General features: G+C 72.3%; 22 protein-coding genes, 1 pseudogene and 1 riboswitch. Of the genes and pseudogenes, 10 read left to right on the plus strand and 13 right to left on the minus strand.

Going from position 1 to position 25243, the window contains the following annotated elements:
* Positions 1 to 187 precede the first annotated feature (187 nt).
* The 3 genes from EDF23_RS12040 to EDF23_RS12050 are packed head-to-tail and all read left to right on the plus strand — an operon-like array spanning position 188 to position 3500.
* Positions 188 to 700, plus strand: a complete 513-nt coding sequence (locus EDF23_RS12040; RefSeq protein ID WP_123338832.1) for a MarR family winged helix-turn-helix transcriptional regulator — start codon at positions 188 to 190, stop codon at positions 698 to 700.
* Positions 697 to 2046, plus strand: coding sequence for a deoxyribodipyrimidine photo-lyase (locus EDF23_RS12045; RefSeq protein WP_131921761.1), 1350 nt, complete (start codon positions 697 to 699; stop codon positions 2044 to 2046). Before EDF23_RS12040 ends, EDF23_RS12045 begins: the two co-directional genes overlap by 4 nt.
* Entirely contained in the window at positions 2043 to 3500 is a 1458-nt protein-coding gene (locus EDF23_RS12050; protein ID WP_131921762.1) for a serine hydrolase domain-containing protein, read from the plus strand. Before EDF23_RS12045 ends, EDF23_RS12050 begins: the two co-directional genes overlap by 4 nt.
* 63 nt (positions 3501 to 3563) lie before the next feature.
* On the opposite strand, the gene EDF23_RS12055 is transcribed toward EDF23_RS12050, so the two are convergent.
* On the minus strand, positions 3564 to 4535 hold the full coding sequence (locus EDF23_RS12055) for a PfkB family carbohydrate kinase (protein WP_165901110.1): 972 nt from the start codon (positions 4533 to 4535) through the stop codon (positions 3564 to 3566).
* Positions 4536 to 4689: 154 nt separating this feature from the next.
* On the opposite strand from EDF23_RS12055, the gene EDF23_RS19235 reads away from it, so the two are divergent.
* Positions 4690 to 5265 (plus strand): hypothetical protein, encoded by a 576-nt coding sequence (locus tag EDF23_RS19235; RefSeq protein WP_165901111.1) that lies wholly within the window; start codon positions 4690 to 4692, stop codon positions 5263 to 5265.
* Between the two features lie 84 nt (positions 5266 to 5349).
* Here EDF23_RS19235 and EDF23_RS12065 read toward each other — a convergent pair whose 3' ends face one another.
* From EDF23_RS12065 to EDF23_RS12085, 5 genes are all read right to left on the minus strand, one after another.
* A complete protein-coding gene (locus tag EDF23_RS12065) occupies positions 5350 to 5964 on the minus strand; it encodes a superoxide dismutase (protein ID WP_111084300.1) in 615 nt (204 codons plus the stop codon).
* A gap of 44 nt (positions 5965 to 6008) precedes the next feature.
* Positions 6009 to 6518, minus strand: a complete 510-nt coding sequence (locus EDF23_RS12070; protein ID WP_111084301.1) for a flavin reductase family protein — start codon at positions 6516 to 6518, stop codon at positions 6009 to 6011.
* Between the two features lie 249 nt (positions 6519 to 6767).
* Complete coding sequence (locus tag EDF23_RS12075; protein WP_123292076.1) at positions 6768 to 8291, minus strand: MFS transporter; 1524 nt, start codon at positions 8289 to 8291, stop codon at positions 6768 to 6770.
* A gap of 444 nt (positions 8292 to 8735) precedes the next feature.
* Complete coding sequence (locus tag EDF23_RS12080; RefSeq protein ID WP_131879331.1) at positions 8736 to 9767, minus strand: LacI family DNA-binding transcriptional regulator; 1032 nt, start codon at positions 9765 to 9767, stop codon at positions 8736 to 8738.
* Entirely contained in the window at positions 9746 to 11782 is a 2037-nt protein-coding gene (locus tag EDF23_RS12085) for an aldo/keto reductase (RefSeq protein WP_131921764.1), read from the minus strand. Before EDF23_RS12085 ends, EDF23_RS12080 begins: the two co-directional genes overlap by 22 nt.
* 202 nt (positions 11783 to 11984) lie before the next feature.
* Between EDF23_RS12085 and EDF23_RS12090 the strand changes: the two genes are divergently transcribed.
* The 5 genes from EDF23_RS12090 to EDF23_RS19240 all read left to right on the plus strand — a co-directional run bounded on the left by EDF23_RS12090 (position 11985) and on the right by EDF23_RS19240 (position 16118).
* Complete coding sequence (locus tag EDF23_RS12090; protein ID WP_243648905.1) at positions 11985 to 13295, plus strand: ABC transporter substrate-binding protein; 1311 nt, start codon at positions 11985 to 11987, stop codon at positions 13293 to 13295.
* Positions 13292 to 14326, plus strand: a complete 1035-nt coding sequence (locus EDF23_RS12095; RefSeq protein ID WP_111084305.1) for a sugar ABC transporter permease — start codon at positions 13292 to 13294, stop codon at positions 14324 to 14326. Before EDF23_RS12090 ends, EDF23_RS12095 begins: the two co-directional genes overlap by 4 nt.
* Positions 14323 to 15237 (plus strand): carbohydrate ABC transporter permease, encoded by a 915-nt coding sequence (locus EDF23_RS12100; protein ID WP_243648906.1) that lies wholly within the window; start codon positions 14323 to 14325, stop codon positions 15235 to 15237. The genes EDF23_RS12095 and EDF23_RS12100 overlap by 4 nt, the downstream gene beginning before the upstream one ends.
* Positions 15238 to 15332: 95 nt before the next feature.
* Positions 15333 to 15881 carry a TetR/AcrR family transcriptional regulator gene (locus EDF23_RS12105; RefSeq protein WP_123292071.1) on the plus strand — a complete coding sequence of 183 codons (549 nt, stop codon included), beginning with the start codon at positions 15333 to 15335 and terminating at the stop codon, positions 15879 to 15881.
* A 66-nt stretch (positions 15882 to 15947) separates the two neighbouring features.
* Positions 15948 to 16118, plus strand: a complete 171-nt coding sequence (locus tag EDF23_RS19240) for a hypothetical protein (RefSeq protein WP_159574085.1) — start codon at positions 15948 to 15950, stop codon at positions 16116 to 16118.
* Positions 16119 to 16200: 82 nt separating this feature from the next.
* Here the strand turns inward: EDF23_RS19240 and ribH are convergent, their stop codons facing one another.
* The 6 genes and pseudogenes from ribH to EDF23_RS19735 form a co-directional block, all read right to left on the minus strand.
* Positions 16201 to 16680 (minus strand): 6,7-dimethyl-8-ribityllumazine synthase, encoded by a 480-nt coding sequence (gene ribH, locus EDF23_RS12110; protein ID WP_123292070.1) that lies wholly within the window; start codon positions 16678 to 16680, stop codon positions 16201 to 16203.
* A 53-nt stretch (positions 16681 to 16733) separates the two neighbouring features.
* Positions 16734 to 17357, minus strand: a pseudogene (gene ribB, locus EDF23_RS12115) (3,4-dihydroxy-2-butanone-4-phosphate synthase); the annotation flags it as partial.
* The gene (locus EDF23_RS12120) at positions 17357 to 18064 is read right to left on the minus strand and encodes a riboflavin synthase (RefSeq protein ID WP_131921766.1); all 708 of its coding nucleotides are present in this window, start codon (positions 18062 to 18064) and stop codon (positions 17357 to 17359) included. The gene EDF23_RS12120 and the pseudogene ribB, both read right to left, overlap by 1 nt.
* 90 nt (positions 18065 to 18154) lie before the next feature.
* Positions 18155 to 18289, minus strand: a riboswitch (FMN riboswitch).
* A gap of 166 nt (positions 18290 to 18455) precedes the next feature.
* Positions 18456 to 20849, minus strand: coding sequence for a DUF2156 domain-containing protein (locus tag EDF23_RS12125; RefSeq protein WP_131921767.1), 2394 nt, complete (start codon positions 20847 to 20849; stop codon positions 18456 to 18458).
* Between the two features lie 91 nt (positions 20850 to 20940).
* Complete coding sequence (locus tag EDF23_RS19495; protein ID WP_207895486.1) at positions 20941 to 22710, minus strand: hypothetical protein; 1770 nt, start codon at positions 22708 to 22710, stop codon at positions 20941 to 20943.
* A gap of 88 nt (positions 22711 to 22798) precedes the next feature.
* The gene (locus tag EDF23_RS19735) at positions 22799 to 24127 is read right to left on the minus strand and encodes a hypothetical protein (RefSeq protein WP_165901104.1); all 1329 of its coding nucleotides are present in this window, start codon (positions 24125 to 24127) and stop codon (positions 22799 to 22801) included.
* Between the two features lie 111 nt (positions 24128 to 24238).
* On the opposite strand from EDF23_RS19735, the gene EDF23_RS12140 reads away from it, so the two are divergent.
* Positions 24239 to 24670 carry a GNAT family N-acetyltransferase gene (locus tag EDF23_RS12140; RefSeq protein WP_123292065.1) on the plus strand — a complete coding sequence of 144 codons (432 nt, stop codon included), beginning with the start codon at positions 24239 to 24241 and terminating at the stop codon, positions 24668 to 24670.
* Positions 24671 to 24710: 40 nt separating this feature from the next.
* Here EDF23_RS12140 and EDF23_RS12145 read toward each other — a convergent pair whose 3' ends face one another.
* Positions 24711 to 25238, minus strand: coding sequence for an Lrp/AsnC family transcriptional regulator (locus EDF23_RS12145; protein WP_123292064.1), 528 nt, complete (start codon positions 25236 to 25238; stop codon positions 24711 to 24713).
* Between the last annotated feature and the right edge of the window lie 5 nt (positions 25239 to 25243).

The raw sequence follows: 25243 nt of genomic DNA on the forward strand, positions 1-25243 counted from the left end.
GACGGTGTTTGCTGTGGCACCGCCTGCGGAATGTGATTGCAGGAAACTCTTGGTGCAAGGGAGAGGGCCGGTCGCTCGGAAGAGCGGCCGGCCCTCGTGCATGTCCGAGCGCGTGCATGTCGAACCCGCGCCTGTCGGGGGCCGTCGGTAGTGTGGACGGACCGTCCGACCAGAGGGGAGCGCCATCGTGAGCGAGTCACGCCGCAGCGAGAAGGCGACCGCCGTCGCTGCCTGGGAATCACTGTTCCGCGCCCAGGTCACCGTGATGCGGAGCCTCAACGCGGACTTCCCCGGCGGCGAGATCTCCTTCAACGAGTACGACGTCTGCTTCAACCTGTCGACGCAGCCCGGTCGACGCTGCCGCATGCGTGACCTCACCGGCCACCTGCTCCTCACCCAGCCGAGCGTGAGCCGTCTGGTCGATCGCCTGCTCGCCCGCGGGATCGTCGAGAAGCAGCCGGATCCGTCCGATGCCCGCGGCGTCATCGTGGCACTCACCCCGCACGGGTTCGACGTCTACCGCCAGGTGGCCGTGCAGCACGCGGCGAGCATCGCGCAGCAGGTCGGCGCCGGACTGTCCGACGCCGAACTCCGCACGCTCACCGAGCTCTGCACGAAGCTGCGCCTCGCGGTCGGCACCGCCCCGGGCCGACGGGCCGTCGCGCGGTCGGTCTCCGAGTCGGACCCGGCAGCGGTGTGACCGGCGCACTGGTCTGGCTCCGCGACGACCTGCGGCTGGCCGACAACCCTGCGCTGCGTGCCGCGATCGACCACGGCGGCGACGTCACGGTGGCCTACGTCCTCGACGACGAATCCCCCGGCATCCGTCCCGCGGGCGCGGCGAGCCGTTGGTGGCTCCACCACTCGCTCACCGCGCTGGACGGCGAACTGCGTGACCGTGACTCGCGGCTGGTGCTGCGACGGGGTGCGGCCGCCGCGGTGATCGACACCCTCGTCGCCGACACCGGTGCCGACGCCGTGTTCTGGAACCGTCGGTACGGTCCAGCCGAGCGCGAGGTCGACGCCGGCATCAAGAGCGCCCTGCACGACCGCGGCATCGAGGCGCACAGCTTCGCGGCGAGCCTGCTCTGGGAACCGTGGACCGTCCGCACCGGACAGGGCGAGCCGTACAAGGTGTTCACCCCGTTCTGGCGCGCTGCTCAGGCGATGCCGGAACCACGGCACCCGCTCCCGAAGCCCCGCGACCTGCCCGCCCCGGCCCGCGTCGCGAGCGACGACCTGCGCCAGTGGGACCTGCTGCCGACCCGTCCCGACTGGGCCGGCGGACTCCGCGATGCCTGGGAGCCCGGCGAGCACGGCGCACACCAGCGGCTCGAGCACTTCGTCACCCATGCGCTCGAGGACTACGACCAGCGCGACGAACCCGCCATGGCCGCCACGAGCGACCTGTCCCCGCACCTGCGCTGGGGCGAGGTCAGCCCGTACCAGGTGTGGCACCGGCTGCACGGAGCGCTCGAGCCCGAGCAGCGCCAGAACGCCTCGGCCTTCCTGCGACAGCTGGCCTGGCGCGAGTTCAACTGGAACGAGTACTTCCACTGCGAGGACATCACGACGGTGAACGTGCGTCGTGAGTTCGACGCGTTCCCGTGGCGGGACGCCCCGACGGCCGAGGTCGACCGGTGGCGCACCGGGACGACCGGGTTCGACCTCGTCGACGCCGGCATGCGCGAGCTGTGGCACTCCGGCGCCATGCACAACCGTGTCCGGTTGGCGACCGCGAGCTTCCTCGTCAAGAACCTGCTCGTCGACTGGCGGGTGGGCGAGCAGTGGTTCTGGGACACCCTCGTCGACGCCGACTCCGCCAACAACGCCGCGAACTGGCAGTGGGTCGCCGGGTCGGGCTTCGACGCGGCGCCGTACTTCCGGGTGTTCAACCCCGACCGGCAGCTCGAGCGCTTCGACCCGCACCGCGAGTACGTGCACCGGTGGGTGCCGTCGGAGGAACTCCGGCCCGAGCCGATGGTCGACCTCAAGGTGACCCGGCAGCGCGCGCTCGACGCGTACGCCGAGATGCGTCGGTCATGAGCCCGTGGGACACCGCCGTCGCGCAGGTCGACGCGCTCTTCCGTGACCGTGTCGACCGTGGCGTCGCGCCGAGCAGTGCGTGGGGTGTGTTCGACCGGACGGGTCTCGTCGCCTCCGGGGGCCACGGCGACCGCGGCGACGGGCAGCGGCCGGATGCCGACACCGTCTACCGGATCGCATCGTGCACGAAGAGTGTCACCGCGGCGACGCTGCTGACGCTGGTGTCCGACGGTCGACTGGACCTCGACGCGCCGATCACCGCGTTCGTCCCGGCGTTCGGCGCGGTGCCCCTGCCCACACCGGACTCCCCCGTGCCGACCGTGCGGATGCTGCTGACCATGTCGGCCGGCTTCCCCACCGACGACCCCTGGGCGGACCGGCAGGAGTCGATCAGCGACGCCGAGCTCGACGACGTCCTGCGCGGCGGTCTGCTGTTCGACTCCGTGCCCGGCACCCGGTTCGCGTACTCGAACCTCGGCTACGCGCTGCTCGGTCGGGTCGTCGCCGTCGTCACCGGCCGTCCGTTCACCCAGGCAGCACGTGACACCGTGCTCCGACCGCTCGGTCTCGACCACACGGTGTTCAGCGCGGCCGAGGCGCAGGGACCGGTCGTCACCGGGTTCCGCCCGCACGACGGCGACTGGGAGCCCCTGCCGATGACCGGCCCGGGTGCGTTCTCGTCGATCGGCGGACTGTTCTCCACCGTCCGCGACCTCGCACGGTGGGCCACGCACCTCGGGTCGGCGTCCTCCGATGCTCCGGAACCCGGCCCGGTCTCCCCCGCCGACCGCCGGCTCATGCAGCAGGCGATGCGGGTCGTGCCGTCGTCCGTCGTCCCCGGCTCGTCACGCGCCACGGCCTACGGCTTCGGACTGTTCGTCGAACAGGACGACCGGTTCGGCGAACTCGTCTCGCACTCCGGCGGCTACCCGGGGTTCTCGGCACACATGCGCTGGTCCGCGCAGACGGGTCTCGGTGTCGTCGCGTTCGAGAACGCCACGCAGGCGAAGGTCTCCACCGCTGCCCAGCAGGCACACGACCTGCTCCTGGACGCAGCGCGTCCGGCGGCGTCCGACGGGCACGGCGACATGACGACCGGACCGGTGCGCCGCCCCGGCGCCGAGCCGACCATCCGGGCGACGCGAGCCGCGCAGGTTGCCGTGACGGGCCTCCTGGCCGACTGGCAGGACGACGGAGCGGACGTGGTCTGCACGCCGAACGTGGCGATGGACGTCCCCTACGACCGACGCCGGCGGGCGATCGCGGCGGCGGTGGCCGAGGTGGGTGCCGACCTGACCGCCGCTCCCGTCGCGGAGCAGTCGTCGACGCCGTCGCACCTGCGGTGGTGGCTGCCCGGCACCTGCGGGCGGTTGCGCGTCGAGATCCGGCTCGCCCCTGGCGCGGCAGGACGGGTCCAGACCCTCACCGTCGTGGCGGAGCCCGCCGAGCGCTGACACACCGAACCCCACGCGACGGGCCGGCCCGGTCCGTGTCGGTGCCGGTCCGGCGACTGCCCGTCACACCGGTGGACGACCACCCACGAACCCGAGTGCCCGCGCCGCCACGCGAGTGCCCTCACGCGCAGCCGCCCCGACGCGCACGGGATCGGTCGCCCAGGCACGCACGAAGCCCGCGGCGAACGCGTCACCGGCGCCGACGGTGTCGACGACCGTGGCCGGCGTCGCGGGGACCCGGTGCACGCTCCGTCCGCGTCGCCCCACCAGCACGCCGTCGGCGCCCACCGTGACCACCACGAGCGGCACGTGCTCGGTGAGTCGCCGCACCGCGTCGTCGAGGTCGGTCGTCCCCGTCAGTTCGAGGGCCTCCTGCCGGCCGGGGAAGAGGACGTCGACGCCGACGAGGGCCTCGAGGAAGGCGGGGGCACCGACCGACCGGACGATCGCTGCCGAGGACGGGTCGAGCGACACCCGGGCCGACCCGGTCCGGGCGCGGGCGACCAGGGACGCGATGCGGGCGGCGCCGCCACCGAGCATCGCGTGCCCGGTCAGGTGCACGATGTCCGCGCGTCGGGCCACGGCCTCGGGGACGTCGGCAGCCGTGAGCTTCCCGCTCGCGGCCGGGTCGGACATCGCCGTGCGGCCGCTGTCGTTGCGCACGGACACCACGACCCCGGTGGAGGTCATCGCGTCGTAGCGCAGGTGCGGGCGGACACCGGCGTCCTCCAGCGAGCGCTCGTGCCGGTAGACGTCGTCGACGCCGACCCGCGCGACGAGGTCCACCTCGGCACCGAGCCAGCCGAGCCAAGCGGCGGTGTTGCCGGCGGCACCCGTCGGTCGGTGGCGGATCACAGCGGCGGGGTCGTGCACCCCGATGGTGTGCGCGGTCGTCTGCACGAGCACGCCGTCCAGGACGTCGCCGATGACCAGGAACCGTTTTCCGGCGCCACGACGGCGGCCCGCGACCACCCGTCCGGCACGGGTCCCCTCGGGCTGCGACACGGGCACGGAGGCCTCTTGCGGCATGGACATCTGCTCCAGTGTACGGGGAACCGAGTAAAGCTCCGTTTTCGGGCCCGCACGGACCCTCATCGTGGTGGCCAATCGCACTGTCCGACCGGTAACATACGCAATGCCACCATGTGGCGGGCCGTGTGCCCGCCGCCGACGATCCGACGGAGATGCCATGCCCCGGAAGCCCGACCCGACGCTCAAGCCGGCGATCCTCGAGAAGGTCACCCTGCACCTGCTGGACACCAAGCTCGAGGACGTCTCGGTCCGCAGCCTCGGGCGCATCCTGGGCACCAGCGCGTACCCGATCGTCTACCACTTCGGCTCCCGCGACGCCCTCATCGACTCCGTCGTCGTGCACCTGGCCGACACGGTCTGCCACGCTGCGCTCGATCCCGCAGCTGACCACTCCGCCCTCGCCGACTACTTGGTGACCAGCTTCGGTCGCCTCGACGACCCGCACCGAGCCCTCGCCGCCCGGCTCACCTTCGAGCTCGGGTCCGTCGAGGCGATGGACGGCCGGGTCCGGCAACGCGGTCTGCACCGGGACCACGTGGCAGCGGTTGCCGCGTGGTGCCTCGCACACGGCTACGACGCCGAGGCCGCCGACCGCGTCGCACGCGACGCCGTGACGACTGCCCGCGGTGCCCAGTGGACCGCGATCATCGACCGCGAGCGCGCCGACACCGACGCCGCGCTCCGGGCGATCGCCGACCGGCTCGCCGCCGGCGCGGCAGTCACCGCGGCGTGATGCACGAACGGGAGGCACGGTGCCAGCTGGCACCGTGCCTCCCGTTCGTCCGTCGGTCGCGTCACGCGACCCGCGGTCGGTGGATCAGAGCGTCACGAACGACTGCGACTTCGCGTTGGCGAAGCGAGCCGCGACGTTCTCCCAGTCGACGATGTTCCAGACGGCCTTCACGTAGTCCGCCTTGACGTTGAGGTAGTCGAGGTAGAAGGCGTGCTCCCACATGTCGAGCAGGAAGATCGGCACGAGGCCGAACGGCACGTTGGCCTGCTGGTCGAACAGCTGGAACGTGGTCAGCTTCTGGCCGACGGTGTCCCAGGCCAGGACGGCCCAGCCGGAGCCCTGGATGCCGTTCGCGACGGCGGCGAACTGCGCCTTGAAGGTGTCGAACGAGCCGAAGAACTCGTCGATCGCCGCGGCGAGCTCGCCCTCGGGGACCTTCGTGTCCGGGCCGAGGTTGGTCCAGAAGATCGAGTGGTTGACGTGGCCACCGAGGTGGAACGCCAGGTCCTTCTCGAGCTTGTTGATCGCACCGAAGTTGCCCGACTCGCGCGCTTCACCGAGCTGCTGCAGCGCGGTGTTCGCTCCGGTCACGTAGGCCTGGTGGTGCTTGTCGTGGTGCAGCTGCATGATCTTGCCGCTGATGTGCGGCTCGAGTGCGGCGTAGTCGTACGGCAGCTCCGGCAGGGTGTACTCAGCCATGTGAGGTCCTTTCGATCAGTGGGTTGCGGATGGGATTCCGCGGCTCACGAGAGCCGGGAACGATCGGTGAGGGAGTGGAATTCCCGGTTGTGGTAGACCAGCGGCTCGCCGTGCTCGAGGCCGACGACGATGTCGAGGACCTCGGCGACGACGACGGTCGAGCTGCCGATCGGGGTCGTGGAGAGCGGGCGGCACCGCAGCGCGCTCGCGGCACTGGGCAGGTAGCGGTCACCCGAGGGCAGGGTGCCCCAGATCGGGTCGTCAGCGGTCGGGCTGCCGGTCGAGGCGAACCGCCGGGCGAGCGCCACGCTGAGCGAGTCGACCAGGTGCACGACGAAGACCGGAGCGCCGAGCACGACCCCGGCGGACCCGGAGTTCGTGGACAGCGAGAAGACGAGGACCGGCGGGTCCACAGCCACGCTCGCGACGCTCGAGGCGGTGAGTCCGGTCGGACCGTCCGGCCCCTCGGCGGTGATGACGGCGACGCCGGCCGGGTGCCCGCGGAACGCGGACTTGTACGCTTCGGCGATGTTCGCCGGGGCTTCGTCGGGCATGGTGTTCGTCGTCGTTCCTTCGCGCGGGGGTGTGCCGTCACTGGGCGGGCATGTCCCAACGTATGACCTGAACCATGGTTGAGGTCAACGATTCACAGGTTCGACGGCTCCCGGGCGCGCCGTGGCGATGACTTCGTGAGCAGAAATGGTCGGGTCGCGTGGCGCAACCCGACCATTTCCGCTCACGAAGCAGCGCGCGTCAGCGGCTCACGAAGCGGCGCGCGTCAGCCGCTCACGAAGCGACGCGCGTCAGCGGCGCTTGAGCATGACGACGGCGCCTGCGGCAGCGATCACCATGAGCACCGCGGCGACGCCGGCCGTGATCGTCACGCCGGAGTCGAACGCTGCCCGTGCCGACTCGAGGAGCGCCTGACCGGCGCCGCCGCCGAGGGACGACGCGGCGGACACCGCACCACCGAGCGTCTCCTGGGCAGCGGTGTGCGCCGTCGAACTCAGGCCGCCCGGCACCACGACGTGCGCCCGGTAGGTGGTCGCCAGGATCGTGCCGAGGACGGCCGTTCCGAGCACCGCACCGATCTCGTACGCCGTCTCGGACATCGCGGACGCCGCACCGGCCTTGTCCGCCGGAGCGGTCGAGATGATGAGGTCGTTCGTGACGGTCTCGGACGCGCCGATCCCGATGCCGAGCAGCACGAACGCGAAGGCCAGCGCCGCGATCGACGCGTGGTGTCCGAGGACCGCCACGAGGGCGTACGCCGCGGCGGAGAACAGCAGCGAGACCGACACGACCCAGCGCGGTGCGACCCGTGCGACGACCGGCACCACCGCGAGTCCGGCGACGATCGTGAGCACCGATCCGGGGATCAGCACGACGCCCGAGGCGAACGGGTCGAGCCCCGCCACGAGCTGCAGGTGCTGCGCGATGAAGAACAGGAAGCCGGTCAGCGAGAACATCGCCATCAGGTTCATGAGCACGCTGCCGGTGAACGCCGTGCTGCGGAACAGGCGCAGGTCGAGCATCGGCGTGCGGGACCGCAGCTGCCGGCGGACGAACGCGATGCCGCACACGACGCCGACGGCGAGCATCGCGACGGCGAACCCGCGCTCCTCCGGGTGCACGAACGACTTGATCGCCCAGGCGATCGGCGCCAGCGCGCCGAGGGACAGGAACATGCTCGGCACGTCGACCGGCCCCGGCATCGGGTCGCGCGACTCCGGCACGCAGAACGGGACGCCGACGAGCATGAGCACGAGGATCGGCACCGCGACCAGGAAGACGCTGCCCCAGTGGAAGTGCGCGAGCAGCGTGCCACCGACGAGCGGACCGAGGGCGTTGCCGGCCGCGAACATGGTCGACCACACGGCCAGCGCCATCCGCCGCTCCCCCGCGTCGACGAAGACGTTGCGGATGATCGAGAGTGTCGCGGGCATGAGCATCGCGCCGAACACCCCCATCGCGATCCGGGCGGCGACGAGCATCCAGGCGTCGGTCGCGAAGGCCGCGGCGACGGAGAACAGCGCGAAGCCGGTGGCCCCGATCACCAGGATCCGACGGCGGCCGATGCGGTCACCGATGCTGCCCATCACGACGAGCAGCCCGGCCAGGACGAGCGGGTACGCGTCGACGATCCAGAGCTGCGTGGTGGCGTCCGGGTTGAGCGCACGACTGATCGACGGCAGCGCGAAGCTCAGCACGGTGTTGTCCACCGAGATGAGCAGGACCGGCAGCATCAGCACGGCGAGCGCGAGGAACCGTCGGGCGCGGCTGCCGGTGACGCGGGTGGCGATGGGGCTGGTGAGCAGTGCGGACACGGCGGACTCCTGGGACTTCGAGCCGGACCTGGTCGACGGCGGGCGGTGCGTGGGGCAGACGAGACGGGACGCGGGATGGACACGCGCCCCGTCAGGACTCCGTCAGTGTACCGTCTGGACGGTGATGGTTGCAAATGCAACCATCAAGCGGACGGGAGGCCCGTGGCGGGCTCGCCACGGGCCTCCCGTCCGACGGCTGGTCCCGCCCAGGGCGGGAGGCTGCAGCGACGGCACGACCTGCGTCCGGTGCCGGGGGTCCGGTGCCGGGGGTCCGGTGCCGGGGGTCCGGTGCCGGGGGTCCACAACACGCCGCGTGGACTCCGCCCAGGTTCCGATGTCGGGCGGCCTGAGCGCCGACATGCCGAGATCTCGGAACCTCGGGGGCAGGCTGGGCCGGCGGGGCGGGGCGGGGCGGGACCGGCGGGGCGGGCGGGCCGGCCGTCGTCAGGCGGAGTCGCGGACCAGCAGGCTGTGGCGCACGGTGCGCTGCACTGCGGCGCCGTGCCGCGGCAGCTCACCGGCGAGCATGCCGAGCGCGAGCGCGAGGGCCTCGCGCGCGACGGCATCGAGGTCGACCGCCAGGGTCGTCAGCATCGGCGACACGAGAGCGCCGAGTGGCAGGCCGTCGACGCCGACGACCCGGACCTCACCGGGGACGTCGACGCCCGCGCGGCGGCAGGCCTGCAGCACGCCGAGCGCCATCACGTCGTTGAAGGCCAGGATCGCGTCGAGTCGGCGCTTCCGAGCCAGGATCCGCACCGTCTCGTCGGCACCGCACTCGGCGGTGCCGTGCGGCGCGTGCAGGAGCTCCGGCAGGTAGCCGCGGCGGCGCAGCGCGTCCAGCATGAGCAGGCCGCGCGCGCTCGTGTGGTCCGGTGACGAGTTGTCGAGCACGACCGGGTGCCGCACCCCGGTCGCCACCAGGTGGTCGGCAAGGGCCTCGATCGCGTCGGCGGGGTCGATCCACACCGCAGCCGTGGGCGGGTCGGAGGACGGGTCGAGCTCGACCATCGGCACGTTGCCGAGGAGCTCGCTCCACCGGTGCCGGCGCGAGCCGAGGTAACCGATGACCACGTCGGTCTGCGCACCGAGCGCCTGGACCATCCGGTCGGCGTCACTCGCCAGGTCGACGTCGGCGAGCATGACGTTCCACCCCTGCTCGGCGGCGAGCCGGAACACGGCGGACGCGAGCTGGGGCGTGTACGGGTTCCGCAGGTCGTTCACGACGAGCCCGAGCTGGTGGTCGCCGCCGGTGACCAGCCCGCGGCCGAACCGCGACGGCCGGTAGTCGAGCGACGCCGCGACGGCGAGCACCCGCTCCTTCGTGGTCGCGCTGATGCCGGACATGCCGTTCATCGCGCGGGTGACGGTCTGCCGGGACACCCCGGCGGCCGCAGCGACGTCGATGATCGTCGCGCGGCCGCCGGAGTGCGGGCCGTCCGGTGGCGACTGGGTCAGTCGCGGAGGTCCAGCCATGCCACCTGTTCCGGGGTGAGGTCGACGGAGAGGCCCGTCATGGACGATCGGGCTTCCGCGATCGTACGCGGTCCGAAGAGCGGGAACGTCGGGAACGGCTGGTTCAGCACGTACGCCAGGGCGATCGCCGTGGCGGGGACGCCGAACCGGTCGCCGAGCTCCCGCGCGCGACGGAGCCGCTCGAAGTTCTCGTCGCTGTAGTAGCAGCGGACGAGTTCGGCATCGCTGGTGTCCTCCGGCGTCGCACGGCCGGTGAAGAAGCCACGGGCCTGCGACGACCACGGCAGCAGCGGGACCTGACGCTCCTCGAGCCACGCCTTCGACGCGGCGTCGGTCGCGTGCTCGCAGCCGTCCCACGGCACGTCGTAGGCCTCGGCCAGGCCGAAGTGGTTGCTGAGGACCTCGAACTCGTGCTTCCCGTTCGCCCGTGCGTAGGCGTTGGCCTCGTCGAAGCGTGCCGGCGTCCAGTTCGACCCGCCGTACACGCGGATGCGGCCGGCGCGGCGGTGCTCGTCGAGGACGTCGACGAACTCCCCCACCGGGATGTCCGGGTTGTCGCGGTGCATCATGTAGATGTCCGCGTAGTCGGTGCCCTGGCGCTCGAGGCTCTCGAGCAGCTGCTTCGTCAGGGACTCCGGGTCGCAGAACGGCGTGTGCGCACCCTTCGTGATGACGACAACGTCCTCGCGGATGCCGCGGTTCTGGATCCACTTGCCGAGCCGGCCCTCGAGCACACCGCCGCCGTAGATGTAGCCGGTGTCGAAGACGTTGCCGCCCTGCTCGACGAACAGGTCGAAGATCGCGCTGGCGTGGGCGAGGTCGGGCTGGTTGTCGACGCCCATCACCAGGCGCGACAGCCGCTTGCCGACACCCGGGATCTCGCCGTACTGCATGGGGTTGCCGTCCTGCACCCGGAGCGGCCGACCGCTCACGGTGGGGATGTCGGCGGACTCGGCCTCGAACGGGTAGCGCAGGCCGATCGCGGCGCGCCACTTGTCGAGGGTGCGGGCGGTCGCGAGCGACTCGTCGATCGTCATCTGTGCTGCCTCGACCGCACCGGCACGCAGGGCGTCGGTGGTGGCGTCGGCCTCACGGGCGTAGGGGTGCTCGCCGGCGAAGGACAGCGTGCGCGGGTCCTCGTCGACGGTGTGCACCTCGATCGTCGGGTCGGCGCCGAGGGTCCACGGGTCGGCGAGCAGGAGGCGACCGCGCGTGCCGTACACCGCGACCGCGTTGTCGTCCTGCACGAAGACCCCGGTGCGGACGGACGCCGTGATGCCGCCGCGGTAGGTCAGCTGCGCGACGGTCCACTCGTCGACACCGGTCGGCCCGAGGGTGCCGGTGGCGGTGAGCTCCGTCGGCTCGGCGACGGCGACCCCGGTCGCGGCCTGCACGATCGCGGCAGCCATCGTCACCGGGTACCCGCCGACGTCGAGGATCCCGCCGCCGGCCGTGTCGACGTCGAACAGTCGGCCGGTCCGCTCACCGGTCCGGAACGCGAACGAGGCGTCGATGTGCGTGACCTCGCCGATCACGCCGTCCCGCACGAGGTCGAGCAGTGCGGCGGTCAGCGGGTGGAAGCGGTACATGAACGCCTCGACCAGCGGCAGGCCGGCCTGGCGTGCAGCATCGGCGAGCGCCATGGCGGTGCCGTGGTTCGGGGCGAGGGGCTTCTCGCACAGGACGGCCTTGCCGGCCTCGAGCGCGGCGAGGACGAGCCGCGCGTGCCCGGTGTGCACGGTCGAGACGTAGACGGCGTCGACGCGCGGGTCGGCGAGGACCTCGTCGTAGGTCGCAGCGGAGACGTCGGCGAACCCGAGCTGCGCGGCTTCGTCGGCGAAGCTCTGCGCCCGCTCGGTGGACGAGCTGCCGGCAGCCACCAGGGCACCACCGCTCGCGGGCAGCTGGGAGAGGAAGCGGCGGGCGATGCCCCCGGGGCCGAGGACGGCCCAGCCGGGGCGGTCGGCGACCGTCGGAGTCGGGGTGCTGGCGGTGTTCGCGGTCTGCGCTGACATGCGGATCCTTGTCGTCTCGTGAACCTTCACGGTCACGACGACGCTAGTGCCACACGCCCGGCGGATCAATGCGGAAGTGCTTGACACGGCGTGTCTCACAGAGGATGCTCTGGACCACTTCGTGAGCGTTCACGGTCGAACGCTCCGAGGACCCGGTATCGCTGTTTCCAACCCGATCTCAACGACGAGAGCAGGTAGTTTCGTGACGTCATCTCCATCGATCAGTCTCAGCAGGCGGGGGTTCCTCGCCGGCGCAGGTGCCCTCGGAGCCCTCGCCACCACCGCCTTGTTGGCCGGGTGCTCCACGAGCACCGCCATCTCCAAGGACCCTGACGAACTCGTCCTCTGGTACTGGAACCGGTCGCTCGACCCGAAGTTCCTGCGGCAGGCCGCCGGGGGGATCGCCGGGCAGGGGTCCAAGCGGCTCCGCCCCGACCTGATCGGCGGCGCCTCGTACGACACCAAGTTCCGGACGGCACTCGCCGGGAACGCGTTCATCCCCGACGTGCTGATGGTCAACTCGAACTGCTGGCTCTACTTCCCCGACGAGGACCTGTTCACCGACTTCGACGACCACGGCGGCGCGGCGAAGCGGGACGAGTACTACGACTGGAAGAGCGCGCTCGGCCGGACGCCGAGCGGCAGGCAGTGCTTCTGGCCCGTCGACACCGGACCGACCGGCTTCTTCTACCGGCAGGACGTCCTGGCGAAGGCCGGGCTGCCGACGGACCCGGACGAGGTCTCCGACGCGATCGCGACGTGGGACGGGTTCCGCTCCTTCGGCGCGAAGATCCGGAAGGGTGCGGACGCCGCGACGGTCATCACCGCCAACCAGCTCTTCAACCAGTACGTCTACGCCAGCCCCACGCGGTACTTCGACCGCGACGACCAGCCGGTCTTCGAGCAGGACGACAGCTCGGTGCGGCAGGCGTGGGAGAACGCCGTCGCCTGCGTCCGTTCCGGCCTCACCGGCAACCTGCAGTCCGGCACCGACCAGAACGCCGGGTGGGTGTCCGGCCGGGTCGCGGGACAGATCGAGGGCGCGTGGTGGACGCAGGTCATCCACGACACCGCGCCCGACGCCGCCGGCACGTGGCGGGTCGCCCGGCAACCGGATCGGCCGGGCAACAGCGGCGGGTCGTTCCTCGCCGTCCCGAAGACCTCGAAGGACCCGGCCGCGGCCGCCGCGTTCGCGCAGTGGATCACCTCGCCCGAGGTGCAGTCGCACACGTACAACGACATCCAGCTGTTCCCCTCCACCCCGGCGTCGTTCGACAACGGGGTCATGCGGAAGCCCGGCGACTACTTCGGCGACCAGGACCCGCTGGCGTTCTTCAACGCCTCGGCGATGGACGTCCCGGTGACGTACATCTCGAACTCCGAACGGTTCATCGGTGCGTTCGCGACCGAGATCACGAACGTCGAGGCCGGGGGCAAGGACCCGGACCGCGCCTGGCAGGACGCCGTCGACCAGACCAACCGGGTCCTCGACAAGCGGGGGGTCCGCGCATGAGCACCAAGCAGGCACCACCGACCACGAGCATCCCCGCGGTCGTCGGGACCCCGACGTCCTCCATCACCACCGCAGCGACCGGCAAACGGTACGGGCTCCGCCGGTTCTGGCCGCAGTACGTCGCGATCGCGCCGTTCTACGTGCTCTTCCTGGTGTTCGGGCTGTTCCCGATCGTGTTCTCGATCGTGCTGTCGTTCACCGACTGGGACGGGGTCGGCTCCCCCGCGTTCGTCGGTCTGGCCCAGTACCAGTACCTGCTCGGCGACCCGCGGTTCTGGAACGCCGTCGGCAACACGTTCCTCATCTGGGTGATGTCGACGATCCCGATGCTGTTCCTCGCGCTCGTGCTCGCGTTCCTGCTGCACGGCAACATCCGGGCGAAGGGCTTCTACCGCGTCGCGTTCTTCGTGCCGAACGTCACGAGCATGGTCGCGATGGCGATCGTGTTCGGCTCGGTGTTCTCCGACGGCTTCGGCCTGGTGAACGCGGCACTGCGCGCACTCGGCGCGGACCCGGTCGGCTGGCTGTCGTCGTACTGGGGCATCAAGGTCACCATCTCGGTGATGGTGATCTGGCGCTGGACGGGCTACAACGCGATCATCTACCTGGCCGGACTGCAGTCCATCTCGACCGAGTTGTACGACGCCGCCAAGGTGGACGGCGCGAACGCGTGGCAGATCTTCTCGCGCATCACCGTGCCGCTGCTGCGCCCGGTGATCCTGTTCACCCTCATCACGTCGACGATCGGTGGGCTCGGGCTCTTCACGGAGCCGCAGATCCTGTTCAACGGACAGGCGGTGGGCGGCCCCGACGAGGCCGGCATGACGATCGTGCTCTACCAGTACGAGCAGGCGTTCAACCAGTTCGACTTCGGGTACGGCTCGGCGATCGCCTGGGTGCTGTTCCTGTTCTCCGTGGTGTTCGCGATCATCAACTGGCGTCTGCTCAGTGAACGCGACGGTCTGAAGACCCCACGACGACTCCGCGTGGCCCGCACGGTCCGCACCAGCACGAAGGGGGTCGACGCATGACCGCGACACCGACCACGACGACGACCAACACCGCCGCGGCACTCGGGCGACCGGGCGCCGCGGGGAACGACCGCGGCCGCGGGTTCCGCCGCGGCTGGCTCGGGACCGCCATCACGCACCTCTGCCTGATCATCGGGGTGCTGCTGTCGATCTTCCCGTTCTGGTGGCTGCTCGTGATGTCGACGTCGACGAACGCCGAGATCTTCGGCTACCCGCCGTCGCTCTGGTTCGGGGACAACGCCCTCGCGAACGTGGCGTCGGTGTTCAGCAACGTCGACATGCTGCGGGCACTCCTGAACACCGTGCTCGTGGCCGGCAGCACCGCCGTCCTGGTCATGCTGTTCGACTCGCTCGCTGCGTTCGCGTTCGCGAAGTACGAGTTCCCGTTCAAGCGCACGCTCTTCACCGTCATGCTCGCCACGTTCCTGGTGCCCGGCAGCCTGTCGCTGGTGCCGAGCTTCGTGCTCATGGCGAACCTCGGGTGGATCGGTGGTCTGCAGGCGCTCATCATCCCGGGGGCGGCGAACGCGTTCGGCATCTTCCTGCTCCGGCAGTTCGCCACCTCGTCGATCCCGAACGAGGTCATCGACTCGGCCCGGGTGGACGGAGCGGGTTTCTTCCGCACCTGGTGGTCGGTGGCGGTCCCGATGCTCCGCGGCGGGCTCGCGTTCCTCGGCATCTTCACCTTCATCACCGCCTGGAACGACTACGTCTGGCCGCTCATCGTCCTCATCGACCCGAAGGGACAGACCCTGCAGGTGGCCCTGGCCGGACTGAGCTCGGTGAACGCGACCGACCTCGGGGCGGTGATGGCCGGCGCCGTGATCAGTGTGTTCCCGCTCATCGGCGTGTTCATCATCGGCTCGCGCCACTTCATCGCCAACATCGCCGCCGGAGCGCTGAAGGGCTGACGGGCCGAGTGCCCCGACCGGCAGGGTGCAGGCGTCGCGGGACGGCCCGCGACGCCTGCACCTGCTCGTGCACAACTCCTCCTAGACTCGTGCCCATGGCCAGTGCCCGCGACCGCGTCCTCGACAGCTTCGTCGCCATCGTGTGCGAAGACGGCGAACGTCCCGCGACGCTCGACGCCGTCGCCGCCCGCGCCGGTGTCTCCAAGGGCGGGCTGCTGTACCACTTCGGCTCCAAGGCGGCCCTGGTCGAGGGGCTGTGCGAGCGACTCTCCGACCTGTCCGCGATCGACGTCGAGCGCATGGCCGAGGCCGAGGACGGTGCCGCCCGCTACTTCGTCCGAAACTGCCTGTTCGTCGGCAGCGAGCTCGACCTCGCGCTCCTCGCCGCGAGCCGCCTGCAGCAGGCCGGCTACGAAGAAGCGGGCCGGACCCTCGACGACACCGAGAACGCGTGGCTCGTGACCCTCGTCGACGCCCTCCACGACGAGCCCACCGCCCAGGCGGTCAAGCTCCTCGGCGACGGCCTGTACCACCAGGCCTCCCTCGGTGCCGCGAGCGACGGTCGACCGAAGCGCAGCACCGTCGACATGGAGGCGCTCCTCGCCGTCGTGGACCGTCTGATCGCGACGAAGCCCGGCGCGTGAACGACCATCCCCGTTCCTGGGGATAGACTTGGCGACGTTCCACTCGTCGACACCCGGAGGTATCCCGTGGGCCGCGTCATCGCCGCTGTTTTCTCGATCCTGCTGCTGCTGGTGTCGATGTACCTGTTCGGGTTCGCGTTCCAGGTCGACTCAGGCCAGGCGTTCATCTTCATGGGTGGCCTCATCCTGATGACCCTCTCCTTCTTCCTGCCGATCCACGTGTTCGGCAAGCGGTAACCATTCCGCCGACGCAGAACGGCCCCGCACCTCTCGAGGTGCGGGGCCGTTCCGCGTGCGGGCGCCGTGTGAACCAGCCGCGCTAGGCGAGCACGCGCAGCGAGCGCAGCGTCACCGCGGTCGCGACGGCGGCGTGCACGGCCTCGGCGCCCTTGTCCTCCTTCGAGCCGGGCAGCCCGGCCCGGTCGATGCCCTGCTGCTCGTCGTCCAGGGTCAGCACGCCGAACCCGACGGGCTTGCCGGTGTCGATCGCCACGCGGGTGAGCCCACTCGTGGCGGCGTCGGACACGTACTCGAAGTGCGGGGTGCCGCCCCGGATGATCACGCCGAGCGCGACCGCGGCGTCGAACCCGGCCTCGAGGGCGGTCTTCGCGACGACGGGCAGCTCGAAGCTCCCCGGGACCGGGAACACCGACGCGGTGGCGCCGAGCCGTTCGACCTCGCGCTGCGCCCCGGCGAGGAGGCCCGCCGCGATCGTGTCGTGCCACTGCCCGGCGACGATGGCCACCCGGATCCCGGTGCCGTCGACGTGGTCGCGGTCCGCCGCGCCTGCTCCGCTCATCGTGCTGTTCCTTCCGTGGACAGGGCAGCTGCTGCCGTTGTCCGGTCTGCCGCGTCCAGCCACTCGACGAGCGCGGCGATGGTGATGACGGGCACGCCCTCGCGCGCCCCGAGTTCGACGAGCGCCGGCAGCCGCATCATGCTGCCGTCCTCGTCGACGATCTCGCAGATCGCCGCGGCGGGCCGGAGCCCGGCTGCGGTGACGAGCTCGATCGCGGCTTCGGTGTGTCCCGCACGTTCGCGGACCCCGCCCGGTCGTGCCCGCAGGGGGACGACGTGGCCGGGGCGGTGCAGGTCGTCGCGCACGGAGGTCGGGTCGGCGAGGACCCGCAGCGTGCGTGCACGATCGTGGGCGCTGATGCCCGTGGTGACCCCGACGGCTGCGTCGACCGTGACGGTGTACGCGGTGCCGCGGACGTCCTCGTTGTGCTGGACCATCGGCGGCAGGTCGAGGGCGTCGGCGATCTCGGCGCTCACGGGCGCGCAGATGAACCCCGACGAGTGCGCCACGGTCCAGGCGATCCACTCCGGCGTCGCGAGCTCGGCGGACAGGATGACGTCGCCCTCGTTCTCGCGGTCCTCGTCGTCGACGACGATCACCGGGCGGCCGGCCGCGACCGACGCGATCGCGGCCTCGATGCTCGACGAACCGAGCGTCTGCGGGACCGAGGCGACCATCACCGGGCCTCCGATCCGACGTGCTCGAACGAACCGACGGGCTCGAGCGAGCCCGCGGTCTCGAGCGAGCCCGCGGCGTCGACCGAACCGACCGCGGCGTCGAGCCGCAGCATCCGGCGCACGTGCCGCGCGAGCACGTCGGTCTCCACGTTCACCCGGTCCCCCGGCACGCGCAGGCCGAGGGTCGTGGCCTCGAGCGTCTCCGGGATCAGGCTGACCTCGAACCAGGCGGCGTCCGGCGCGGTGTCCTCGGGCGAGACGGCGCTGACGGTGAGCGAGACGCCGTCGAGCGCGATCGACCCCTTGTCGACGACGAGCGGGCTGAGCGCCGGCGCGAGCGAGAACCGCACCCGGCGCCAGCCGTCGCCGTCCGCGGTCTCGAGCACGGTGGCGGTGCCGTCGATGTGGCCCTGCACGATGTGGCCGCCGAGCCGGTCACCGACCGACGCCGCGCGCTCGAGGTTCAGGCGGTCGCCCACCCGCAACGCTCCGTGCGCGCTCATGTCGAGCGTCTGCTTCATGACGAACGCGGTGAAGGAGTCGGGGGTCTGCTCGACCACGGTCAGGCAGACGCCGCTGGTGGCGATGGAGTCGCCGTGGCTGGCGTCCGCGACCACGATCGGCCCGCGGACGGTGAGCGCGACGGAGTCGCCGTGCTGCTCGACGGCGGTGACGGTGCCGAGTTCCTCGATGATGCCGGTGAACACTGGTGTCCTCTCAACGGGACTCCGGGGGTGTTCGACGATCGTCGGCATCGACGGACGGGTCGTCCCACGCAGGGTGGGTCGTCTCGTCCGCCAGCGCGCCTCCCATCCGGACTCTCACCGTCGGTCCCGGAGTTACACCGAGTCAACCTCTGCCGGGTTCGCACCCGTCATCAGTTCGTGGACTGTCACCACCGGTTCGGAATTGCACCGACCCCGGAGCGCTTGCGTAGTCGGAACGATACCCCAGACCGGTGACCGACGCGTCGGGCCGGAGCGGGGCACGTAACGGGGCGACGCGGCGCACGACCGGGAGGCCCGGGGCGGGCCCGCACCGCGCCTCCCGTCCGCCGCCCGGTCGCGTCCACCGCACCGGCCCGTCGACCGTGCCGCCTCAGCCGCGTCCGCGCGCGAGCGCGACCGCCTGCCGCAGGGACAGGTCCGGCAGGTACGCCCGGACGACCGCGAGGCCGATCGACGGCAGCGCGACCGGGTCGGGGTAGGCGAGGACGAGCGGGTGCAGGTCGGGGCCGAACTTCTGCTTGAACCGGAGCAGCGACCGGAAGCCGTAGACCGGTTCGAGGACTCCCCCGACGAGCTCGAGCAGGCTCTGCACGCCGTCGCTCGGTGCAGCGTTCTCGCCCGCCTGCGCGAGCGGTGCCGCCGACAGGCTGAGTCGTTCGACGCCGTCGTCGCGCATCCGTTCGGCGGCGCTCGCGACGAGGAACTCCATCACGCCGTTCGGCGCGGCCTCGGTCCGGCGCATGACGTCGAGGGTCCAGCCGACGACCCGCCCCTCGCGGTGGCTCGGCAACCAGCTCGTCACGGCGAGCACCCGCCCGGTGGCGTCCTGCGCGACGAGCGTCCGGACGGCGGGGTCGCGCATCTCGTCCACCCCGCCGAGCGTGAAGCCCATCTCGGGGAGCTCGCGCTCAGAGACCCACTCCTCCGAGATCGCCTCGATCTGCCGTGCCGTCGACGGCGGCAGGTCCTGCCAGGACGACCAGGTGGCGGTGATGCCCTCGCGGCGGGCCCGGTTCACGGCGGTGCGGACGTCCTGCTTGCGCTTGCCCGTCGTCGTCCACGTGCGGGGGTCGAGGTCGGCGTCCTCGGCGACCGGCAACGTCGACCAGCCCTGCGTCGTGAGCAGCTCGGCCGTCCCGGCGTCGATGCCGTAGAAGACCGTCGTCCACCCGTTGTCGTCGCAGTACCGGGCGAAGTCCGTCATCGCCGCGGCGCGGGCGTCCGGGTAGCCGAACGGGCCACCCACGGTGACGGCCACCCCACCGTTGCGCCGGAACGCCACCCCGGCGCGCCCGTCGGCCGCGAACCAGTAGGCGTTGCCGCGCCAGGTCGTCATCCACCCGAAGGTGTCGCCGCCGCCCGCGAGCACCAGCGCCCGGGCCCGTTCGCGGTCGGACCGGGAGCCGTCCGCGTCGGTGTCGGGTTCCACTGCGCCGGTGGGCCGGACCGCGGCGAGCGCGACGACGAACCAGAGCACGGGTCCGGCGAGTCCGATCACGATGCGGAGCGCCGTGCCGAGCGAGGGCAGTTGCTCCCAGAAGGTCAGGGGCGAGAGGGGGCCGAGGGCGGCGACGGCGAGCCGGAGCGGGTCCTCGACGTGTTCCGGGGCCGACGCCGCGAACACCGCGACCGTGCCGACCACGACGGCGACCGCAGCGACGACGGTCACCGCGAAGGCGACCACACGCCGCCGTGAGGGCAGCACCGTGAACGACCGGCGCCGGAGCACGAGGACGGCCGCGGTCGCGAGCGGCACCACGATCGACGCACCGACCGACAGCGCCGTGACGAACTCGTCGGCGGTGCCCTGCAGCCCACCGGCCCGCGCCGGCAGCACCCCGTAGGTCACCGCGGCCGCGACCGCCGTCACCACGTCGACCGCCACCACGAGCCAGACGGCGAACCGGCTGCCCCGGAAGAGCCCGAGGCCGCCCACCACGAGGACGAGCAACGGCGCGATGGCGAGCAGCAGCGTCCACGGGTCGGTCGCGCGGTACGCGAGCAGCGCGCGGAGGCACTGCCCAGCGGCCCCGTCGGTGCCGCAGCCGCTCACGGGAGTGACCGGCCCGGTGCCGAGCACCGCGGCGATCGGCGCGAGCAGTCCGATCCGTGCGCGGGAGACGAGCGCCACCACGGGGCCGATCGCCGACACCAGCACGACCGTCCCGAGCAGGACCCGGGTCTCGCGGTGCGAGCTGCGCACCCATCCGCCGCGCTCCGGGGTGCGGCGGAGCAGCTCACCGAGCACCCATCCCGTCCCGGCGGCGAGCACCGCGTACAGGTCGGAGGCGTGTCCGGCGTAGAGCAGGAGCGCGGCCACGACGGCGAGCGCGTTCACCCGGATGCGCCGTCGCCAGAGCGGTCCGGCGAACGCGCTCGCGGTCACGATCGTGCCGACGATCGCGGTCCAGGGGTCGAAGGCCGTCGCCCGCCCGAGCAGCAGGCCGGTGAGGTCGCGGCCGTCCGTGTCGACGAACGCGGTGAGCGCGCCGGCCGCGGTGCCGACGACCGTGGTGACGACGAACGCCAGGGCGGTCCGCCACGACCCCATCAGCCGCTCGGCGGCACCGACGAGGACGACGACGCCGGCGATCGTGGTGAGCAACGCGACCGCGCCGGTGGACGCCGCGAAGATCCGGAAGGGCCCGTACGAGGCCGGGTCGGCACCGTGCAGCACCCGGACGACGATGCCGAAGACCGCGGTCGCGACCACGAGGAACGTGATGGCGGCCGTCACCGGCTGCCGGACGAGGGCGGAGCGCACCCCCTCATGGTGGTGCCGGCCGGCCGTTCGGACAACTCCGGGCACGGTGACGAGGGGCGCCGGCGGTGCGACGCCCCTCGGTCACCTGCTGTCAGCGCGGCCCGTCGGTGTCGACCGCCGAGTGCCGGCGACGGAGCACGAGCGTGCCCGCCCCGGCGAGCAGCAGCAGGAGCGCGAACCCGACGGGGACGATCGGCGAGGTCGCTCCCGTGTAGGCGAGCGCGGTCGCGCCGTCACCGGCGGCACTCACCGTGTCGGCCAGCGTCCGAGTGACGGCCGGGATCCCGCTGGTCGCGGCGACCGTGGTGGTCACCACACCCGCCGTGGAGGCCCGGGTCGGCCCGTCCGCGCCGGTCGCACCGGCCGGGGTGGTCACGGTTCCGGCCACGGTGCCGTCGCCGGCGTCCGTCCCGTCACCGGGGGTCGTGCCCGGGTCCGTGCCGTCGCCCGGGGTCGTGCCCGGGTCTGTGCCGTCGCCCGGGGTCGTGCCCGGGTCCGTACCCGGGTCCGTGCCGGGGTCGGTGCCCGGGTCCGTGCCGTCGCCGGGCGTCGTGCCGGTGCCCGGCGTGGTGGCGGTACCGTCGCCGACGACGCCGATGCCGTTCCCACCGATGGTGATCGGCAGGCTGATCACCGGGACCACCTGGGTGCCGGAGAGCAGGTCACCGTCACCGGAGGTCGCACCCCCGGCGGACGGAGTCGTGCTGCTCGGGGTGGTGCCCGCCGGGGTCGCCCCGCCGGTGCTGGTGCCGTCGCCGACGACGCCGATGCCGTTCCCGCCGATGGTGATCGGGACCGCGACCACCGGGGCCACCTGGGTGCCCGAGGCGGTGCCGTCCGCCCCGTCCGTCGTGCCACCGGCGGCCGGAGCCGGACCGGCGGTCGTGCCGGTGCCCGCGGCGGGCGTCGTGCCTGCCGAGGTGCCGTCACCGAGCAGCCCGATGCCGTTGCCGCCGATCGTGACCGGGACGTCGACCAGTCCGCCGACCTGCGTGCCGGAGAGCAGCCCGTCGTCGCCGGACGTGCTCGGCGTGGTCGTGGCCGGAGCGGCCGGTGCCGGCGTCGCCGCCGGGCCGGACCCCGCAGCGGTGCCGTCCCCGAGCACCCCGATGCCGTTGCCGGACACCGTCACCGGGATCGACACGACCGGGGCGACCTGCGTCCCCGAGGCCGTGCCGTCCTCACCCGAGGTGACCGGTGCCGGAGCAGCGGGCTCGGCCGGTGCTGCCGGGGTGGATGCTGCCGGTGTGGGCGGCGTCGTGGTCGACACCGCGTCACCGCCGACGGCGACCGCGTTGCCACCGACCGTGACGGGGACGGTCACGTCGCCGGCGACCTGGGTCCCCGAGCCGGTGCCGTCCGAACCGGACGTGGTCGGAGCAGCGGCGGCAGCCGGAACCGGAGCAGCCGGAGCAGGCGCAGCCGGAGCAGCAGCCGGGGCCGACACCGCGTCGCCACCGACGGCGACGGCGTTGCCACCGACGGAGACCGGGGCGGTCACAGCCGGCGCCACCTGGGTGCCGGAGGCCGTGCCGTCGGCGCCCGAGGTCGTCGGCGCGGGAGCTGGGGCCGGTGCAGGCGCAGGAGCAGGAGCAGGAGCCGGTGCAGGAGCGGCGGCTGGGGCTGCAGGAGCCGCAGGAGCCGCGGCGGGCGAGGTCACCGACGACACCGCGTCGCCGAGCACCCCGAGGGCGTTGCCGGTGAGGGACACCGGAGCGTCCACCGACGGAACCACCTGGGTTCCGGACACGGCGCCGTCCGCTCCGGAGGTCGTGGCAGCGTTCGCCGCTGCCGCCCCTCCGAGCGTGAGGCCGCCGACGAAGAGGGCGAACCAGAGCCCTCTCGAGACGTACTTGTTCATGGTCGTACTCCCTGATCGAGATCGTTGGCCGACCGCGGTCGCGGTCGGTGTGTGTGCGTGCCTGCCGTGCCGGACAGGCGCACCGATCTCAGTCAGGGGCGACGTCGTGCTCGCCGACGACCGATGCGGGGACCGCGTCGTCGGAGAGCGTGCCGCGAGACCCCGCGGCGAGGGAGACGATGTCGTCGGTCGAGCCGACGATGCCGACGGCTGCGACGCCGCCGGGAGTCGAGGTGGCACTGCCCCCGAGGACGCCCGCGCCGCCCTGGCGGTCGGACGGCGCTCCGTGGCCGTCGCCCGGCTCGGGGACGAGCAGGGCGACGCCGCCCAGCGTCGCGTCCTGCACGGCACCAGCGACGGGGCCGGCGAGCGGTCCGGTCACGAAGGTGGACGGGACGGCCAGACCGGGACGGCGCTCGACGCTCGTTCCGAGAGCGGCATGATCGTCGGTCGACGCGACCGTGGGCGCGGACGGGGTCGTCGCCGGGGCGGCAGCCTGCGGCGGTCGCGCGGACGGGACAGCCGAACCGGGCACGCCGGACGGGGTGGTGCCGACGACGAGCGGAGGTGCGGGGACGTCGATGACGGGATCCGTGCCTCCTGGCAGGACGCCACCGACCGACGGGACCACGCCCGCGACGACGTCGGGGACCTGTCCGACGATCGTGCCGACACCGCCGAGGGTGTCGTCGACCAGGCCGGTGACCGGAGCGGTGACCGTGCCGAGGGTGTCGTCACCGACGACGGGGCCGACCACCGGGACGCTGCCGACCACGTGGTCGAGCGTGTCGACGACCGTGGTCACGGGTCGCGCGTCGGTGACCGTCTGCACGGTCCCGGTGACGGGGCGCAGCGCCGTCGCGACGGTGTCGGTGACGGGCCGGGAGGCGGTGCCCACGTGCTCGACGACGCCCTGCACCGGGTGCGTGGCCGGCTCGGCCGCAGGGGCGGTCGTGGCCGGCACCGCGGGCGCGGTCGCCGGAGCGGCGGGGGTCGGAGCTGCGGGAGCCGGAGCTGCTGGGGCGGGGGCGACGGGAGCCGGCGCAGGCGCGGGCGCTGCCGGGGCTGCCGCGGGTGCCGGGGCCGGCTTCGGGGCTGCCGGCGCCGGCGCCGGAGCCGGAGCCGGCGCCGGCTTCGGAGCTGGCGCAACCGCTGCGCGGACGGGGTCCACGACGCCGCCGACGACCTGTCCGACACCGCCGGACACGTCGTGCACAGTCTCGCCGAGCCCGTCGACCACACCGCTGACGATCCCGCGCTGCTGCGTCTGGGCGGGCGGAGTGGACGCGGCCTCGGCAGCCGAGGCCGGACGGGCCCCGAACGCCAGGGACAGCAGCACGAGGGCAGCGAGGGTCCCGACGCCCAGCAGGGCGATCCGGAGCACCGCGAGCCAGGGTGCGCGCGACGTCGTGTCCATGCGCTCACCTCCTGAACTCGGCTGCGCACGTAGACTGGTTGACCGGCAATGTACGCCGGTCCGTTCCGGAACGCACCCCGTTCTGGAAGAAATTCTCAGGAAAGGCCGTCCGTGGTCTCGATCTTCTCCGCCCCGACCCGCAACCTGGACATCGTCACGCTGCACGAGATCCTCCGCCTGCGACAGGACGTCTTCGTCGTCGAGCAGGGCGCCGCGTACGGCGACATCGACGGGCGTGACCTCGAGCCCGGCACCGTGCAGTTCTGGGCGGGCCAGGGCTCGGTGGACGCCACGCTCCGGCTCCTGCGCGAACCCGACGGCACCGAGCGCATCGGCCGGGTCGTCACGGCGGCGCACGCCCGCGGGCAGGGCCTGTCCGGGCGGCTGATCGAGGCCGCGATCGCCGAGTCCCGCTCCGCGAGCATCGCCCTCGGCGCCCAGTCGCACCTCGAGCAGTGGTACGCCCGCTTCGGGTTCGTGCGCTCCGGGGACGAGTACCTCGAGGACCGGATCCCGCACGTCCCGATGACCCGGCAGCGCTGACCGGACCGGCTCGTCAGGCGCGTCTGCGTGGGCGGGCTCGTCAGGCGCGCCAGCGGCGGAGCTCGTCGAACGAGCGGCCCTGCGTGGACCGGTCGGCGACGAGCCGCTCGAACACGATGTTCGTCTGGGTCGTCGCCACCGACGGGTCGCCGCTGAGCTCGTCGGCGACGAAGTCCCGCAGCTGCTCGGTCGACTCGCACGCGATGTGCACGAGGAAGTCCTTGTCGCCGGCCAGGAACGAGACGTCCTGCACGACGGGCACCCGGAGCAGTCGCTTCGCGAAGTCCCGGAGTTCGTGGCGGGCCGCAGCGTGGACCCGGACGGAGACCATCGCCTCGATCGAGAAGCCGAGGCGCGCGATGTCGACCTCGGCCCGGTAGCCGCGGATCACCCCGGCGTCCTCGAGGGCCCGGACCCGGGTCAGGCACGTCGACGGCGCGATGCCCACCGCGGCGGCGAGCCGGTTGTTCGGGATCCGGGCGTCGCCGGCCAGGGTCCAGAGGATGCGCTCGTCGACCTCGTCGAGGCGCGGGGCGGGGTCGGGACGGCGGGCTGGTCGGTCGGACACGGCTC

It is taken from the genome of Curtobacterium sp. PhB128 (assembly GCF_004340725.1).
Classification (GTDB): Bacteria; Actinomycetota; Actinomycetes; order Actinomycetales; family Microbacteriaceae; genus Curtobacterium.

Coding starts and splice junctions, on each gene's coding strand:
- EDF23_RS19735 (WP_165901104.1), bottom strand. CDS start 24,127: ATGGACACGACGTCGCGCGCACCCTGGCTCGCGGTGCTCCGGATCGCC.
- EDF23_RS12085 (WP_131921764.1), bottom strand. CDS start 11,782: ATGTCAGCGCAGACCGCGAACACCGCCAGCACCCCGACTCCGACGGTC.
- ribH (WP_123292070.1), bottom strand. CDS start 16,680: ATGAGCGGAGCAGGCGCGGCGGACCGCGACCACGTCGACGGCACCGGG.
- EDF23_RS12050 (WP_131921762.1), top strand. CDS start 2,043: ATGAGCCCGTGGGACACCGCCGTCGCGCAGGTCGACGCGCTCTTCCGT.
- EDF23_RS12065 (WP_111084300.1), bottom strand. CDS start 5,964: ATGGCTGAGTACACCCTGCCGGAGCTGCCGTACGACTACGCCGCACTC.
- EDF23_RS12100 (WP_243648906.1), top strand. CDS start 14,323: ATGACCGCGACACCGACCACGACGACGACCAACACCGCCGCGGCACTC.
- EDF23_RS12105 (WP_123292071.1), top strand. CDS start 15,333: ATGGCCAGTGCCCGCGACCGCGTCCTCGACAGCTTCGTCGCCATCGTG.
- EDF23_RS12070 (WP_111084301.1), bottom strand. CDS start 6,518: ATGCCCGACGAAGCCCCGGCGAACATCGCCGAAGCGTACAAGTCCGCG.
- EDF23_RS19495 (WP_207895486.1), bottom strand. CDS start 22,710: ATGAACAAGTACGTCTCGAGAGGGCTCTGGTTCGCCCTCTTCGTCGGC.
- EDF23_RS12095 (WP_111084305.1), top strand. CDS start 13,292: ATGAGCACCAAGCAGGCACCACCGACCACGAGCATCCCCGCGGTCGTC.
- EDF23_RS19235 (WP_165901111.1), top strand. CDS start 4,690: ATGCCCCGGAAGCCCGACCCGACGCTCAAGCCGGCGATCCTCGAGAAG.
- EDF23_RS12055 (WP_165901110.1), bottom strand. CDS start 4,535: ATGTCCATGCCGCAAGAGGCCTCCGTGCCCGTGTCGCAGCCCGAGGGG.
- EDF23_RS12080 (WP_131879331.1), bottom strand. CDS start 9,767: ATGGCTGGACCTCCGCGACTGACCCAGTCGCCACCGGACGGCCCGCAC.